This is a genomic window from Kitasatospora sp. NPDC096140 (assembly GCF_040303045.1).
In the GTDB taxonomy this organism is placed as follows: domain Bacteria; phylum Actinomycetota; class Actinomycetes; order Streptomycetales; family Streptomycetaceae; genus Kitasatospora.
The window spans coordinates 21,283-35,173 of the sequence record NZ_JBEOUW010000037.1 but is presented as its reverse complement, the minus strand read 5'-3'; the positions used below and the strand labels follow the sequence as shown (position 1 = coordinate 35,173).

At 74.9% G+C, this 13,891-nt stretch carries 13 protein-coding genes; 7 read left to right on the top strand and 6 right to left on the bottom strand.

Going from position 1 to position 13,891, the window contains the following annotated elements; all coding sequences use genetic code 11:
• Nucleotides 1-19 precede the first annotated feature (19 nt).
• Both ABT048_RS30870 and ABT048_RS30865 read right to left on the bottom strand, forming a co-directional pair.
• On the bottom strand, nucleotides 20-676 hold the full coding sequence (locus ABT048_RS30870; protein ID WP_350524843.1) for an HAD family hydrolase: 657 nt from the start codon (nucleotides 674-676) through the stop codon (nucleotides 20-22).
• Between the two features lie 420 nt (nucleotides 677-1,096).
• Nucleotides 1,097-2,002 (bottom strand): lysozyme, encoded by a 906-nt coding sequence (locus tag ABT048_RS30865; RefSeq protein WP_350524842.1) that lies wholly within the window; start codon nucleotides 2,000-2,002, stop codon nucleotides 1,097-1,099.
• Between the two features lie 275 nt (nucleotides 2,003-2,277).
• Here ABT048_RS30865 and ABT048_RS30860 point away from each other — a divergent pair, with 275 nt between their 5' ends.
• From ABT048_RS30860 to ABT048_RS30850, 3 genes are all read left to right on the top strand, one after another.
• On the top strand, nucleotides 2,278-2,844 hold the full coding sequence (locus ABT048_RS30860) for a GNAT family N-acetyltransferase (RefSeq protein ID WP_350524841.1): 567 nt from the start codon (nucleotides 2,278-2,280) through the stop codon (nucleotides 2,842-2,844).
• A 246-nt stretch (nucleotides 2,845-3,090) separates the two neighbouring features.
• Nucleotides 3,091-4,827 carry a glycosyltransferase family 2 protein gene (locus tag ABT048_RS30855; protein WP_350524840.1) on the top strand — a complete coding sequence of 579 codons (1,737 nt, stop codon included), beginning with the start codon at nucleotides 3,091-3,093 and terminating at the stop codon, nucleotides 4,825-4,827.
• A gap of 129 nt (nucleotides 4,828-4,956) precedes the next feature.
• Nucleotides 4,957-7,176, top strand: a complete 2,220-nt coding sequence (locus tag ABT048_RS30850) for an acyltransferase family protein (RefSeq protein ID WP_350524839.1) — start codon at nucleotides 4,957-4,959, stop codon at nucleotides 7,174-7,176.
• 18 nt (nucleotides 7,177-7,194) lie between these two features.
• Here ABT048_RS30850 and ABT048_RS30845 read toward each other — a convergent pair whose 3' ends face one another.
• Complete coding sequence (locus tag ABT048_RS30845) at nucleotides 7,195-7,728, bottom strand: hypothetical protein (protein ID WP_350524838.1); 534 nt, start codon at nucleotides 7,726-7,728, stop codon at nucleotides 7,195-7,197.
• Nucleotides 7,729-7,942: 214 nt separating this feature from the next.
• Here ABT048_RS30845 and ABT048_RS30840 point away from each other — a divergent pair, with 214 nt between their 5' ends.
• The 3 genes from ABT048_RS30840 (at nucleotide 7,943) to ABT048_RS30830 (ending at nucleotide 9,444) form a co-directional block, all read left to right on the top strand.
• Nucleotides 7,943-8,173, top strand: a complete 231-nt coding sequence (locus tag ABT048_RS30840) for a hypothetical protein (RefSeq protein WP_350524837.1) — start codon at nucleotides 7,943-7,945, stop codon at nucleotides 8,171-8,173.
• A 60-nt stretch (nucleotides 8,174-8,233) separates the two neighbouring features.
• Nucleotides 8,234-8,728, top strand: a complete 495-nt coding sequence (locus tag ABT048_RS30835; protein ID WP_350524836.1) for a hypothetical protein — start codon at nucleotides 8,234-8,236, stop codon at nucleotides 8,726-8,728.
• A gap of 101 nt (nucleotides 8,729-8,829) precedes the next feature.
• Complete coding sequence (locus ABT048_RS30830) at nucleotides 8,830-9,444, top strand: class I SAM-dependent methyltransferase (protein WP_350524835.1); 615 nt, start codon at nucleotides 8,830-8,832, stop codon at nucleotides 9,442-9,444.
• A gap of 102 nt (nucleotides 9,445-9,546) precedes the next feature.
• Here the strand turns inward: ABT048_RS30830 and ABT048_RS30825 are convergent, their stop codons facing one another.
• Together ABT048_RS30825 and ABT048_RS30820 are read right to left on the bottom strand one after the other, a co-directional pair.
• Nucleotides 9,547-10,077 carry a MarR family winged helix-turn-helix transcriptional regulator gene (locus tag ABT048_RS30825; RefSeq protein WP_350524834.1) on the bottom strand — a complete coding sequence of 177 codons (531 nt, stop codon included), beginning with the start codon at nucleotides 10,075-10,077 and terminating at the stop codon, nucleotides 9,547-9,549.
• A 117-nt stretch (nucleotides 10,078-10,194) separates the two neighbouring features.
• On the bottom strand, nucleotides 10,195-11,571 hold the full coding sequence (locus ABT048_RS30820; RefSeq protein ID WP_350524833.1) for a YhgE/Pip domain-containing protein: 1,377 nt from the start codon (nucleotides 11,569-11,571) through the stop codon (nucleotides 10,195-10,197).
• Nucleotides 11,572-11,845: 274 nt separating this feature from the next.
• Here ABT048_RS30820 and ABT048_RS30815 point away from each other — a divergent pair, with 274 nt between their 5' ends.
• The gene (locus ABT048_RS30815; RefSeq protein WP_350524832.1) at nucleotides 11,846-12,559 is read left to right on the top strand and encodes a MerR family transcriptional regulator; all 714 of its coding nucleotides are present in this window, start codon (nucleotides 11,846-11,848) and stop codon (nucleotides 12,557-12,559) included.
• Nucleotides 12,560-12,665: 106 nt separating this feature from the next.
• Here the strand turns inward: ABT048_RS30815 and ABT048_RS30810 are convergent, their stop codons facing one another.
• Nucleotides 12,666-13,721 carry an SDR family oxidoreductase gene (locus ABT048_RS30810; RefSeq protein WP_350524831.1) on the bottom strand — a complete coding sequence of 352 codons (1,056 nt, stop codon included), beginning with the start codon at nucleotides 13,719-13,721 and terminating at the stop codon, nucleotides 12,666-12,668.
• Nucleotides 13,722-13,891 lie beyond the last annotated feature (170 nt).

Genomic DNA, 13,891 nt, shown 5'->3' with positions numbered 1-13,891 from the left:
CGGCCGGTCGGTAGGTGACTCAGACGCGGGCACCGATGCCGAGGAGGGCCGCCACCCGGGCAGTGGTGCTGGGCTCCCCGTCGGCGAGCACCGTCGTGATGCCGAGTGCTTCGGCCGGCGGGAGGTTCACCGGATGGTCGTCGACGAACACGCACGCTTCACCGGGAAGCCCCATGCGGTCGAGCGTCAGCTGGTAGATCGCGGGGTCCGGCTTCGCGAGGCCCTCCCGCTCGGACACCACCGTCACGTCGAACAACTCCCACACCCCGCAGGCGGCGTACGGGTCGTACGGGTCCAGGCCGAAGCTGTTCGACAGCATCGCAACCACGTACCCGGCCTTGCGCGCGGCCTTGGCGAGCGCCACCATGTCGGCCTCCGGCCGGACGTCGGCCCACGCCCGGCCCATCAAGTTCTCGTGATCGCTCAGCCCGAGGTACGGTGCCGCCTGCCGGTTCCACTCCGCCTGGCTCAGGGCTCCCCGCTCAAGGTCGACGTACAGCTGCCTGACCACCGGATGCGTGTTCAGGGTGCGCCGCCACGTCTCGGGGTCGAGTCCCTGCCGGATACACCACTCCCGGTGCACCTGGAGCGCATCCGTGGTCAGAACCCCGGCGAAGTCCAGGATCAGGCCCCGATACGAGGACGGAGGCGCATCAGTGTCGCGTGACCCGGCCATCGTGGATCCCTTCTTGGTGCGTCGCTTTACCGCGAAGGTACCCGCCGCCGGACGCAGTGGGACAGCGCCCGGTGTTCCCTGATTCGTGGGGCATCGGGCCGTCGTTGGAGCACTCTCTGCGAACGCCTTCGCGCTCTGTCCGTTCGACCAGGTGGAATCGCCCGCTTCCCGCGAGCCAGTGGTTGGCCTACATCGCGGCTGGGAGGGGACGCGCGGTCAGCTCGCTGATGTACTTGGCCGCCTTGCTTGCTTCGGGCGGGTGTAGGGGCTGGTGGCCTGGTTGACCTGCGAGGACTTGCGGTGGACCGCCTTTTGGAGCGCGGGCTCCGCATCGACGGCTGACCGGTCGCACCCGCCGCACCCCCGCCGGCCGGTCCGGGGCGGGTTTGGGGTGCCCCGCACCGGTGGGTGTGTGGTGGGTCAGCCGAGGGCGAGGGCGCGGAGGCGGTCGGGGGCGCCGTTGAAGTAGTCCTGGTCGCCGGGGAGGGTGCCGGAGTCGGCGTACTGCCAGAAGGTCTGGTAGCTCCAGCCGTTCGGGAGGGGGCCGACGGTGGAGGCGTAGCGGGCGATCCAGAGGGGGTTGGTGGCGGCGAAGCCGGCGTAGTTGCCGGTGCACTGGGTCCACCAGTTGGTGGTGGTGTAGATGGTGGGGTAGCGGCCGGTGCGGGTGTGGACGGTGGTGCTGAAGTCGCGGATCCAGTTGACCATGGCGCTCTGGCTCAGGCCGTAGCAGGTGGCGCCGTAGGGGTTGTACTCGATGTCGAGGGCGGGTGGCAGGGTCTTGCCGTCGGCGGACCATCCGCCGCCGTGGTTCACGAAGTAGGTGGCCTGGGTGGCGCCGGAGGAGGAGTTCGGCAGGGCGAAGTGGTAGGCGCCGCGGATCAGGCCGGCGTTGTAGGAGCCGTTGTACTGCTGGGCGAAGTACGGGTTGGTGTAGCCGGTGCCCTCGGTGGCCTTGACGTAGGCGAACTTGGCGCCGTTGGCCGCCACCGAGGACCAGCCGACGTTGCCCTGGTAGCTGGCGACGTCCAGCCCGGGGGTCTGGGTGGCGGCGAGGGAGAGGACGGGCGCGCCGGCGGCGCGGCCCTCGTGGGCGGCGACGGTGGAGCCGGCGAAGTCCCGGTCGGGGTGGAAGGCGGCGGTGCCCTCGACGGTGGGGGCGGCGGCAGCGGGGGCGGGGTCGGCCGCGTAGGCCGGTGCGGCGACGCCGGCGGCCAGGGCGGTCGCGGCGGCGAGCGCGGCCAGGGCGGGCAGCCGGCGGGCGGTACGGCGGGTGGTACCGGTGGTGCGGGAGGCGGTGCGGGCGGAGCGGGAAGAGCGGGGCATGAACACTCCTCTGGTCCGGTGCGGGAAGGGCCCAAGTGGCCCGGAAAGGCCGGGTGTTGGCGCGGCCGTACCGCAGAGTAGCCATGTCCCCGCCAGTGCCGCCAGGCATCTTCGGCCCCACGGCGAACCCGCGGCACAGGTGCCGGATCGCCACCACCGGCAACGCGCGTTGCCGGTCTTGCCGGTCCCGGCCCCGGGGCCGCCCGGGGCGCTGTGACACGATGCCCGCGTGCCGGCCGTCACGGGCGGCACCAGCACGGAGGAAAGGACCAGTCATGACCGACACCGCACCCGACACCGCCCGGCCCGTCGGGGAGCCCGCCTTCCGGCCCGCCACGCCCGCCGACGTCCCGGCCCTGGTCGAGCTGGTCGAGTCCGCCTACCGCGGTGACTCCAGCCGGGCCGGGTGGACCACCGAGGCCGACCTGCTGGCCGGCCGGCGGACCAATCCCGAGGCCGTCGCGGAGGCGGTCGGCCACCCCGAGGGGCTGGTGCTGCTCGCCGAGTGCGACGGCCGGCTGGTCGCCTGCTGCCAGTTGGAGCGGCGTGGCGAGCGGGCGTACTTCGGGATGTTCTCGGTGCGCCCCGGCCTGCAGGGTGGCGGGGTGGGCCGGGCCGTGCTGGCCGAGGCCGAGCGGCTGGCCGGCGAGGAGTGGGGCGTCGCCGCGATGGAGATGACGGTGATCGAGCAGCGCGCGGAGCTGATCGCCTGGTACGAGCGGCGCGGTTTCCGCCGCACCGGAGAGTTCAGCCCGTTCCCGTACGGCGACGAGCGCTTCGGCATCCCGCTGCGGCCGGACCTGCGCTTCGAGCACCTGGTCAAGGAGCTGAAGGCCTCCTGAGGCGTACGCGGGCGGGCGCTCGCGGGCGGGCCCGGTCGACGGGCCCGCCCGCGGTTCGGTTTCCGGGCCCGCTCGCGGTTGGGTCCAGGCTCGCCGGACCGGATCGCGGCAGGTGATGCGGCGTCAAGTCGCCCACCTGGGGCGATGCGGAGATGTCATACCTCGTTCATGATTGGTCTAGGCCAATGTGAGAGGCTGGGCGCGAACGGCCACGTACCGTCCGATGCCCAGGGGGGCCACTTCCGCATGCCCGTACTCCATGGCACCGCCATGCCCGCGCCCGACGCCGGTCCGCGCCGGAAACCCGCGGACCCCGACCTGCGCCTGCCCGCCCCGCCCGACGACGAGGAGCTCTACTGGTACTTCGGCCCGCAGCGCCGCTGGGTGCTGCTCTGCGCCACCCTCTCCTACGCGGGAGCCACCGCCACGCTCGGCCTGTTCGCCCTCAGCAAGCCGCTGCTCTGGCCGTTCCTCGTGCTCACCGTGCTCAACGCGGCCACCTGGCTGCTCTCGCTCACCGACGGCCAGCGCGCCCGCCGCTTCACCCGCGACTCGCACGACCTGCTGATGCGCGCCTGGCAGCCCGCCCGCCACCCGAGCGTGGACCTGCTGCTGCCCACCGCCGGCGAACCGCTGGCCGTCCTCGACAACGCCTACCGGTACACCGCCGCCGTCCGCTGGCCCGGCGAACTGACCGTCCTCGTCCTCGACGACGCCGACCGCCCCGAGGTCCGCCGACTCGCCGAGTCCTACGGCTTCGAGTACCGGGCCCGCCCCGACCGGGGCCGCTTCAAGAAGGCCGGCAACCTCAACCACGGCCTGGCCGAGGGCAACGGCGAGATCGTCGCCGTCCTGGACGCCGACTTCTGCCCCCGCCCCGACTTCCTGCACCACCTGGTGCCCTACCTCGACAACCCCGGGGTCGGCATCGTGCAGAGCCCGCAGTGCTTCGACACCGACGCGGACATGTCCTGGCTCGAACGCGCCGCCGGAGCCACCCAGGAGATCTTCTACCGCTGGATCCAGCCCTCCCGGGACGCACAGGACGGCACCGTCTGCTGCGGCACCAACGCGCTCTACCGGCGCGCCGCGCTGCAGCGGATCGGCGGCTTCGCCGAGATCGACCACAGCGAGGACCTCTACACCGGCCTCGCCCTCGCCCGCGCCGGCTGGTCCACCCGCTACGTGCCCGCGCTGGTCGCCAAGGGCATGTCGCCCACCGGCCTGCCCGCCTTCATCAGCCAGCAGTACCGCTGGTGCCTCGGCTCCCTGGCCCTCGTCCGCGACCCGGACTTCCGCCGCGGACCGCTGCCGAAGTCCGCCCGGCTCTGCTTCTGGAACGGCATCCTCGGCTATCTCACCAGCGCGGTGAACGTCTTCGCCGTGCCGCTGCCCGCCCTGATCATGCTGTTCTTCCGGCCCGAGGAGATCGCACCCTGGCAGGTGCTGCCGTTCCTGCCGCCGATCTGGGTCGCCCTCGTGCTGCTGCCCGCGATGTCCCGCACCCGGTGGCGCTTCGAGGTCACCCGGGTCCAACTCCTCGGCGGGCTCTGCCACGTGGTCGCCATCGCGCACGCGCTGCGCCGCCGCTCCGCCGACTGGGTGCCCACCGGCGCCGTGTCGGGCGGCAGTTCACTCGCCCGTACGGTCGCCCGGATCGGGGTCGGCTGGCTCGGGTTCGTCGTCCTCGCCGGCGCCGCCGGACTCGTCCGGGCCGCGCTGCTGCACGGCTGGCGGCCGTACTGGGCGCTCGCCGCACTGCTCGCGCTCACCGCGTACACCATGATTCCGCTGATCAGGGCCCTGTGGCCGCTGCTGAACGGGTCGAACGGCGGCAAGGACGCCGCCGTCGGTGAGGTCGCCGCGCCCGTACGGAGCCGCTCCGACCTCGGGTTCGGGCGCGCCGATGCCGTCGCCGTCACGGCCGTGCTGCTGCTCTGCGGGCTGCTGGCGTCCGGCTGGGCGGACCCGCTGCTGTTCTGACGATCAGTCAACTCTTCTTCACGGTAACGAACTTCCCTGCGCGTCGCCCCACCGGCGCGGACTCCGCCCGGCCGCCCCATCGGCCCGGCGGACCCGACCACCGCTGCCACCCTGCCAAGGAGCGCCGCCGTGCCCACGGCCGTACCACCGTCGTCCGCACCTGCCCCTGTTCCCGTTCCCGGGCCCGCCGACCTGCTTCCCGAGGTCGTCCGGGTGGGCCGGGAGCCCGCCACCTCAAGGAGTGCCGCCGTCGCCGACCGCGGGCAACCCCGCGGGCGCGCCGCCTTCCGCCCCGACATCGAGGGCCTGCGCGGCATCGCCGTGCTGTCCGTCCTCGCCTTCCACGCCGCCGTACCCGGCCTGACCGGCGGCTACGTCGGCGTCGACGTCTTCTTCGTCATCTCCGGCTTCCTGATCACCGGCCTGCTGGTCGGCCGGCCGCTCGGCCTGTGGGACTTCGCCGCCCGCCGCGCCCGGCGCATCCTGCCCGCCGCCGCCACCGTGCTGGTCGCCACCGCCGCGGCCGGCGGCGCCCTGCTCGACCCGCTGCGCGGCACCGACCTCGCCCGCGACCTGATCGCCGCCGCCGGACAGTTCGCCAACTGGCGCTTCGTCGGTCAACAGACCGACTACCTCGCCGCCGAACGCGACCCCAGCCCGCTGCAGCACTTCTGGTCGCTCGGCGTGGAGAACCAGTTCTACCTGCTCTGGGGCGTCCTGCTGCTCGGCCTCGCCCGGTACCTGCACGGCCGCCGCCGCACCCTCGCGATCGCCCTCGCGACGGCCGGCACCGGCGGCGTCTCGCTGGTGCTGTGCCTGCGCTGGACCCACACCTCGGCGCCGCTCGCCTACTTCTCCACCGGCAGCCGGCTCTGGGAGTTCGCGGCCGGCGCCAGCGCGGCGCTGCTCGGCGGCGCGCTCGTCACCCGCGGCGAGCGGCGGTCGGTGCGGTGGTCGCTGCGGCTGCTCGGCTGGCTCGGGCTGGCGGCCGTCGCGGCACCGGTCCTCCTGTACGACCGCAGCACGCCGTTCCCCGGCTCGGCCGCGCTGCTGCCCGTCCTCGGCACCGCCGCCGTGCTGCTCGCCGGCCACGGCCCGCTGCGCGCCCCCGACGCCGGCCGACTGCTCGCCGCCCGCCCGCTGCGCGCCGCCGGTCGCCTCTCCTACGCCTGGTACCTCTGGCACTGGCCGGTGCTGACCATCGCCCAGGCCCGGTACGGCGCGCTGCCGTGGACGACCCTGGCCGCGCTCACCGCCGCCAGCGCGCTGCCCGCCTGGCTCACCCTGCGCCTGGTCGAACAGCCGCTGCGGTACGGCAGCAGCCCGGCGCCCCGGCGCGGGCTCGCGGTCGGCGCCAGCGCCCTCGTCATCCCGCTGATCGCCGCGCTCACCCTCGGCGGCGGCACCGTCCGCGCCCTCGGCGGGACCGCCGACGCCCCGGCGGCCGCCCCCGCCGGAGCCGCCGACGGCCCGGCCCTGCTCGCCCCCGGCACCCGGGTGCTCACCCTCACCCCCTCGCTGGCCCGCGCGCGGGAGGACTTCCCGCCCGGCAAGGGCTGCGAGATCCCGCTCAACGCCGACAGCAGCCCGCGCTGCCTCTTCGGCACCGAGGACAGCCCCGACCGGATCGTGCTGCTCGGCGACTCGCACGCCGGCCAGTGGATCTCCGCCGCCCTCGCCGTCGCCGAACAGCGCCACTGGGCGCTGGAGGTGCTGGTCAAGCCGGGCTGCCCGCTGGCCACCCTCACGGTGCGCAACAACGTGCTCGGCCGCACCTTCGACGAATGCGACCGCTGGCGCGAGAACACCCTCACCCGCCTCACCTCCGGGCCCAAGCCGCGCCTGGTCCTGATGGCCGGACTCAACCGCTACGGCAGCCAGGAGGAGCGCACCGAGGGCTGGATCCGTACCCTCGACCGCCTCACCGCGCTCGGCACCCCGCTCGCCTACCTCGGCGACACCCCGATGCCGGGCAAGGACATCCCGACCTGCCTGGCCGCCTCCGACGGGCGCTCGGACGCCTGCTTCTTCCCCCGCGACACCGCCTTCGAGCCGGACCCGCTGCTCGACGGTGGGCTCGCCGCCCGGTACGGCGTCCGGACCCTGGACCTCGGCCCGCTGCTCTGCCCCGGCACCGGGCCCTCCTGCCCGGCGGTGCTGGAGGGCGTGGTGCTGTACCGGGACACCGGGCACATCACCGACACCCTGGCGCGGGTGCTGGCGCCGCGGCTGGACCGTGGCCTGCTCGGGACGGTCGGGGCTCCGGGGGCGTCGGTCGGGGCGCCGGGGGCATCACCCGGCGCGCCGGGGACGTCGGCCGGTACCAGCGGCCCGGCGGCTCGGCCCTGAGCGCTGCGCCCGGGCAGCTCAGCCGTAGACGCTGCGGCAGAGGCGGGCCTGCTCCGAGCCGGCCGGCCAGCGGCCGACGCGTTCGGCCTGGTCACAGATGCTGCCCGGGCCGGCGCTCGGCACCGACCCGCCCGACGCCGGCCCCGCCTGCGCGCCCGGCGTGGCCCGGGCCGGGGCGGTGGCCCGCGGGCTGTGGCCGGGCTTCGGGCGCGGGCTCCCCGACGCGCGCTGGGCGTCCGCGGCCCCGGGATCGGCCGCCGTCGCGGGTGTCGCCGCCCCGGCGGCCCCGGTCACCGCACCCATCGCGCCGACCCCCGGGACCGGGGCCGGGAGCGGCGAGGGCGCCGGCGTGGCGGGCGGCGGGGACACCGGCAGGTGCGAGCCCGCACCCGAGGCGGACGGCGAGGCCCCCGGCAGCGCCACCGTCCGCACCTCGTCGCCCGACCCCGGCCCGCACATCACCAGGACCGAGGCCAGCACGGCACCCGTCCCGACCGCCGCGACCGCCCACGCCTTGCGCGAGCGGTGCCTCGGCGGAGCGGGAACGGGCACCGGCGGCAGGGGACTCGTGGGGACCGGCGGAGGCTGCCACGCGTCCTGCGGCCACTGCCACTGCCCTCCGGTGGGCTGCCCAGTCATGTGCTCGTCCTTCCAGCGGCCCCCCGTCGTACCTTTCCGTGCTCAACGAGCGCGCCGACGCCGGGACATGACCCGGAAGAGGGGTCTGAACGGGCGTTGATTGCCGCCGCGCCACATGCTTGGGGTCATGGAGACCAACAGCACGACCGCACCCCTGGTCGAGGTGGCCGAGTTCCGGACCGACAGCCGCTACCGCCTCGTCCACTTCGAGGGCCACGGCTGGGAGCCGCTCGCGCCGGAGGAGTTCGAGCCACGCGTCCACCAGCTCTTTCCGGACCTCGACCCGCGCGACCCGCAGCGCGTCCACTGGGCCGACCGCCCCTGGGAGTGGCCCGCCTGGCACCCCGGCGAGGCCTGAGCGGTCTCCGTACGGCGGTCACGCTCCGCGCGGTGGCCGGGACTTCGTTACGCTGAGCGGGTGAGTGTGGATCACTTCTGGTGCCGCTTGCCGGAGCAGGCCGTGGACAGCTGTTCGCCCGCGGAACTCGGCGAGCTCGTCCCCCGGGACCCCGACGTCCGGTACGACCGGCTGGCCGCCGCCGGGCTCGCCCTCGGGGTCCGGCGCACCGCCGTCCTGATGGAACTCGCACTCACCGAGAACGGCCTGCACCCCGACCCCGCCGCCCGGCTCCCCGTCTACGGCGGCGGGCCGCGCGAGCCCGGCACCGGGATGCCCGTGCTGCGCCCCGACCAGGTCGCGGCCGCCTCCGCGTTCCTGCGGGACTCCGCGCTCGGCGAGCTCGTCCGTCAGCAGGACAGCGTGCTCGCCCGGACGGCCGCGCACTTGGGCTACCCGGCGCCGTGGTCCGAGTCGGTGGCCGCCCGGGTCGTCAACGACCTGCGCGACCTGCGGGACTTCTTCGCCGGTGCGGCGGCCGCCGGCGACGCGGTGATCGTCCGGGAGGCGGAATGAACGACGGGCCGGTGAATGCGGCGAGGGCGGTGGGCGCGGGAGGCGCGGGAGGCGCGGTGGGTGCGATGGGTGCGGGAGGCACGGTGGGTGAGGTGGGTGCGGTGGGCACCGGAGGCGCGGCGGGTGTGGCGGGAACGGCCGGGTACGGGGAAGCGGCCGAGCAACTCGCGGTCCAGTACGAGAGCGTGAGCTTCGCCGAGGTCCACCGCGAACTGCTGCACCTCTACCCGCCGCCACCCGCCGCCGTCCTCGACATCGGCGCGGGCACCGGCCGTGACGCCGCGGCCCTCGCCGCCCTCGGGCACCGGGTGGTGGCCGCCGAGCCGACCCCCGAACTCCGCGCCGTCGGCGAGCGCCTGCACGCGGGCGCCGGCATCCGGTGGGTCGCGGACGCGCTGCCCGGACTGCCCGGGCTCGCCGCCGAGGACGAGCGCTACGACCTCGTCCTGCTCACCGCCGTCTGGATGCACCTCGCCCCCGAGGAGCGCCCACCCGCCATGGACGCCCTCACCGCTCTCCTCGCGCCCGGCGGCCGCCTGGCCCTCACTCTCCGCCACGGCCCCGTCCCGCCCGACCGCCGGATGTTCGACCTGCCGCCCGAGCCCACCGTCGCCCTCGCCGCCGAGCGCGGCCTGCGTCTGCTCCACCGCACCGCCCGGCCCGACCTGCACGGGCGGGCCGGGGTGCACTGGTCGTTGCTGGTGTTCGAGCGGTAGGCAGCCGGGGCCGGTGGTGGGTGCGCGAGAAGTCGGTGTCGTCGACTTCTTGTGCTCCCAGTGGCCGGTCCACGGCGCGGCCCGGTCCTGGTGCGGGGGCGCTCAGGGGCGGGTCGGGTGGTCCGTGGTGGGGGCGTCCGGGTGCAGGGCGCGTTCCAGGGTGACGGCCAGCTCGGTGAGGATCCGGTGCGCGTCGGCGTCGAGCGTCGCCATCAACTGCTCCTCGGCCGCGCGGTAGTGGGCGAGGAGGCGGTCGACGAGCTCGGCGCCGGCCCGGGTGAGCCTGAGGTGGATGATGCGCCTGTCGTCGTCGTCGCGTTCCCGGACGATCAGGCCCTGCTGCTCCAGCTTGTCCGCGCGGATGGTCATGCCGGAGCAGGTGACCAGGTCGAGGGCGGCCAGTTGGCCGGTGGTGAGCCGGTGGCCGGGGCCGGCCCGGTGCAGGGTGACGAGCACGCCGAACCCGGCGGCGGTGAGGCCGTGCGCCTTGAGGACCGGTTCCAGACGGGCCTTCCAGAGCGTGGCGATCCGGTACAGGCGGCCGAGCGGGCCTTCGAGGGTTTCCGCGGTGGGGCGGGCGGAGGGACGGCAGGTCGGTGGGGCGGGGGGTTCCTCGGGTGGGCGCCGGGGCACGGGGGCCTTCCAGGTGGTGGGGGTGCGTGGGGTGGCGACGGGCGCGCCGCGGGTGCTGCGCCGGCTGCGGCGGTCCGACGCCGGCGGGGGGCCGGCGTCGGATCCTCCGGGGTCGGTTCAGCCGACCGGGGCGGGTTGCGGTGCGGGCGCGTGGGGGGCGATGCGGTGCAGGCCCTTGCGGTCGTAGAGGCGGGTGACGGCGAGGCCGAGGACGAGGGAGACGGCGAAGCCGAGGCCGACCATGGTCCAGGCGCGCCCCAGTCCGGCGTCGGCCTGCGCGTCGAAGTAGAGGACGGACCGTACGCCGTCGACGACCTGGCGGAACGGCTCGAAGTCGGCCAGGAAGCGGTAGAACCCGGGCAGCGCCTCCAGCGGGATGGTCGCGCCGGCGGACGGGATGGCCAGACCGATCAGCACCAGCATGGAGACGATCGGGCCGGGGGTGCCGAAGGCGGCGAGCAGGGCCAGCGCGGTGATGCCCATCGAGGCCGTGGCGCAAGTGCCGAAGATCCACAGTTGTGGCAGGTGGGAGGCGTCGATGCCGATGATGCCGACCGCGGCGGCCATGGCCAGCGCCGACGTCGCCATCGACAGCACGACCATGAGGACCGAGCCGACCGCGAAGTGGCGCACCCGGCTGATGTGTTGCACGGGCTTGGTGGTGCGGAACGGGCCCTTGTCGCTGGCGACGTAGCCGAGCGCGGTGTCCACCTGGGTGTGGATCACGTTGGCTCCCAGCATGCCGCCGAGGACGAGGACGAGGGTGTAGAAGAAGGCGCTCAGCCCGAGGCCGCTGTGGTGGCCGAGGGGGTGTCCCTCCTGGACCGCGGCCCTGACCGGGTCGGCGATCATCAGCTGCGCCGCTGCACCGGGTGCGGCGGTGGCGCGGTCGGCGGTCCGGTCGGCGGCGTGGTCGGCCGAGCCGGTGGCGGAGCCGGTCGAGGCCCGGAGCCGGGCCTGCTCGGCGAGCTGCTGGCCCACCTGGGTGGAGGTGGTCCGGACGACCTCGCGGTTGATCTCGGCCGCCATGTTCGACCCGAAGCTCCCGGCGCCCGGGTTGGTCAGCACGGTCATGGTCGGCGGGTGCGGATCGTGCTGGAGCGGACCGGCGAGGGCGGCCACCGAGGCGGAGAAGTCGTCCGGGATGACGAGTGCGCCGAACACCTTGTCCTTGGCGAGGAGTTCGTCGGCGGTGCGGCGGTCGACCTGCTTCCAGGAGACCTTGCCCTTCAGGTCGGCGGACTGCGCGATCTGCGGGGCGATCCGTTCGCCCAGGTTGACCTGCTTCCCGTCGACCCGGGTGCCCTGGTCCGCGTTGACCAGCGCGATCGGCAGGTCCTTCATCGAGCCGACCGGGTCGTTGTTGGCGCCCAGGTACAGCAGCGACAGGACGAACGACAGCAGGCCGAGGATCAGCGCCGACGGCAGCCACAGGCTCTTCCTGCGCAGCAGCCCGCGTGCGCTCGCCCGGAGCGCGTGGGTCGGCTCAGACATCTCGCCCCCCGCGGCGGTGCGGCGTGGCGGGGGTCCGTTCGTGACACCCGGTTCCGGTGGGGAGTGGGGCTGGCAATGGTGCTCCAGTTGCGACGGCGCGCCGACGGCTGCGGCGCGCGGAGGGTGACGGTGCAGGATTCCTGGCATCGTGGCTGGTCAGCCCGCTGTTGGAAACCTTCACTTTCTAGCTCAATAGTGTCACTATCGAGAGAGCGGGTCCATCCGGGGGCCTGGGAGACTGATCACACACAGAACAGTTCGAGTGAGTGAGCGCATGAGGATCTCCGACCTGAGCCGCCTGACCGGGACCCCGGTCGGAACGATCAAGTACTACCTCCGGGAGGGGCTGCTGCCGCCCGGCCGCGCCCTCGGGGCCACCCTGACCCTGTACGGCGACGAACACGTCCAGCGCCTGCGCCTCATCCGAGCGCTGACCGCCCGCGGCGGCCTGTCCATCGCCGCCACCCGCGACATCCTCTCGGCGGTCGACCGGCCGCTCGAACCGCTGGACATGCTCCGCGTCGTCCACTACGCCCTGCCCACGCCGGTCGACGCGGCCGAGACCGACGCGATCGACGCACAGGCCCCGCAGGTGGACGACCTGCTGGCGGCCATGGGGTGGGAGGTCTCGGCGGAGTCCCCTCACCGCAAGGCCCTCGCCGCCAGCCTGATGGACCTCGCGCGCCTCGGCGTGGAGCTCGGCACCGAGGAACTGCAGCGCTACGCCGAGATCGCCGCCGCCGCGGCCCGACTGGACCTCGACCGGCTCGAACACATCGAGGACCGCCTGCGGCTCGCCGAGCACGCCGCGATCGTCGTCCTGCTGCTCGAACCGGTCCTGGCGGTGCTGCGCCGCCTCGCCCAGGAGGACGAGTCCCACCGCCGGGGGGCCTGGGCGGGCACCGGCGAGGTGGCCGGCGTCGGCGAGGCGGCCGGCAGCGGCGAGGACGCCCGTGCGGGTGAGGGCGGACCGGAGCGCGAGCGGTGACGGGGCGGCCGGTGCTCCGCCCCTGGTGAATGCCGCCGCGACCGGGCGCGCGTGGGAAGTCGGCCGGGTCGACTTCCCACGCGGGCGGGGGTGGGGAGGCGGGGCCCTACCGCGTGCCGAAGTCCTCCTCGACCAGCCGGGTGGCCCACCGGGTCAGGGCGGGGACGAGGGGCGGGTGGGCGAGGCCCGCGGCGGTGGCGAGGCGGTCGGCCGAGGCGGTGTCGTAGCGGTCCTCGGAGAGGAAGGTGAGGGTCTCCGGGTCGGTGCCGGTGAGGGCGCGGGGGAGGCGGCGGACGAGGGGGACGGGGATCAGGGCGCGGGGCGGGCGGACGCCGAGGTGGGTGGCGAGCAGGGCGATCAGATCGGGCAGGTGGGGGGTTTCGGGGTCGAGGACGGTGTGGGCCCGGACGGGCCCGTGGTCGTGGTCGGGTACGGCGGCCAGGAAGCGGGCCAGGTGGTCGACGGTGACGACGGGCAGGAAGGTGCGGCGGGTGCCGGGCAGCAGGGGGAGGCGGCCGCGGTGGAGCAGGCGGACCAGCTGGGCCGGGCCGAGGTACTGCCCGGCCTCGCCGGTCCGCGAGTGGCCGATGACGCTGCTCGGGTTGACGGTGGTGAGCGGTACGCCGAGGCGGGGCGCGGTGACCCGGACGGCGGCGTCGCCGAGCTGCTTGGAGGCCTCGTACGCGCCGAGGCGGCGGTAGAGCGCGGCCGTGGTGTGCTCCGCGAGCGGGTACTGCGGGTCCGGGTCGCGGCCGACGCGGTAGCCGGAGAGGTGGACCAGCCGGCGCAGCCCGGGGCGGGTGGCGGACCACCGCAGCGCGTGCAGGGCGCCGTGCACGTTGGGGGGTTCGGCCTGGGCGCGGGTGAGGCCGAAGTCGTAGCGGGCGGCGAGGTTGTGGACGTCGCGGACCTCGGCGAGCCGGGCGTCGTCCTCGGGGGAGAGGCCGAGGCCGGGGCGGGTGAGGTCGGCGGTGACGGTGGTCAGGGCCGTGTCGTCGGCGTCGTGCTCGCGCAGCCAGTGGCGGAGGGCGAGGGCGCGTTCGGTGTCGCGGACGGCGACGGCCACGGGTTCGCCGCGGGTGAGGAGTTCGAGGGCCAGCCAGCGGCCGAGGAAGCCGGTGGCGCCGAGGACGAGCGTGCGGGGCGGCGGGGCGGACGTCATGCTGCGCTCCAGGAGTCAGGAATTCAGTAGACCGGTCTGCATATTTTTTGGGCCTGCGGAGGTGGGGGGCGCGCGCCCCGGCGGGCCCCCCCCCGCGGCCGGCGCCGGGGGGGGCCCCCCCCCCCCCCCCGGGACCCCCGGCGGCGCCGCCCCCCCGGCCGGGGCGGGGA

What these genes read in the sequence shown, in the direction of transcription:
- ABT048_RS30870 (WP_350524843.1), bottom strand. Translation starts at nt 676, where the DNA reads ATGGCCGGGTCACGCGACACTGATGCGCCTCCGTCCTCGTATCGGGGC.
- ABT048_RS30865 (WP_350524842.1), bottom strand. Translation starts at nt 2,002, where the DNA reads ATGCCCCGCTCTTCCCGCTCCGCCCGCACCGCCTCCCGCACCACCGGT.
- ABT048_RS30860 (WP_350524841.1), top strand. Translation starts at nt 2,278, where the DNA reads ATGACCGACACCGCACCCGACACCGCCCGGCCCGTCGGGGAGCCCGCC.
- ABT048_RS30855 (WP_350524840.1), top strand. Translation starts at nt 3,091, where the DNA reads ATGCCCGTACTCCATGGCACCGCCATGCCCGCGCCCGACGCCGGTCCG.
- ABT048_RS30840 (WP_350524837.1), top strand. Translation starts at nt 7,943, where the DNA reads ATGGAGACCAACAGCACGACCGCACCCCTGGTCGAGGTGGCCGAGTTC.
- ABT048_RS30820 (WP_350524833.1), bottom strand. Translation starts at nt 11,571, where the DNA reads ATGTCTGAGCCGACCCACGCGCTCCGGGCGAGCGCACGCGGGCTGCTG.
- ABT048_RS30815 (WP_350524832.1), top strand. Translation starts at nt 11,846, where the DNA reads ATGAGGATCTCCGACCTGAGCCGCCTGACCGGGACCCCGGTCGGAACG.
- ABT048_RS30810 (WP_350524831.1), bottom strand. Translation starts at nt 13,721, where the DNA reads ATGACGTCCGCCCCGCCGCCCCGCACGCTCGTCCTCGGCGCCACCGGC.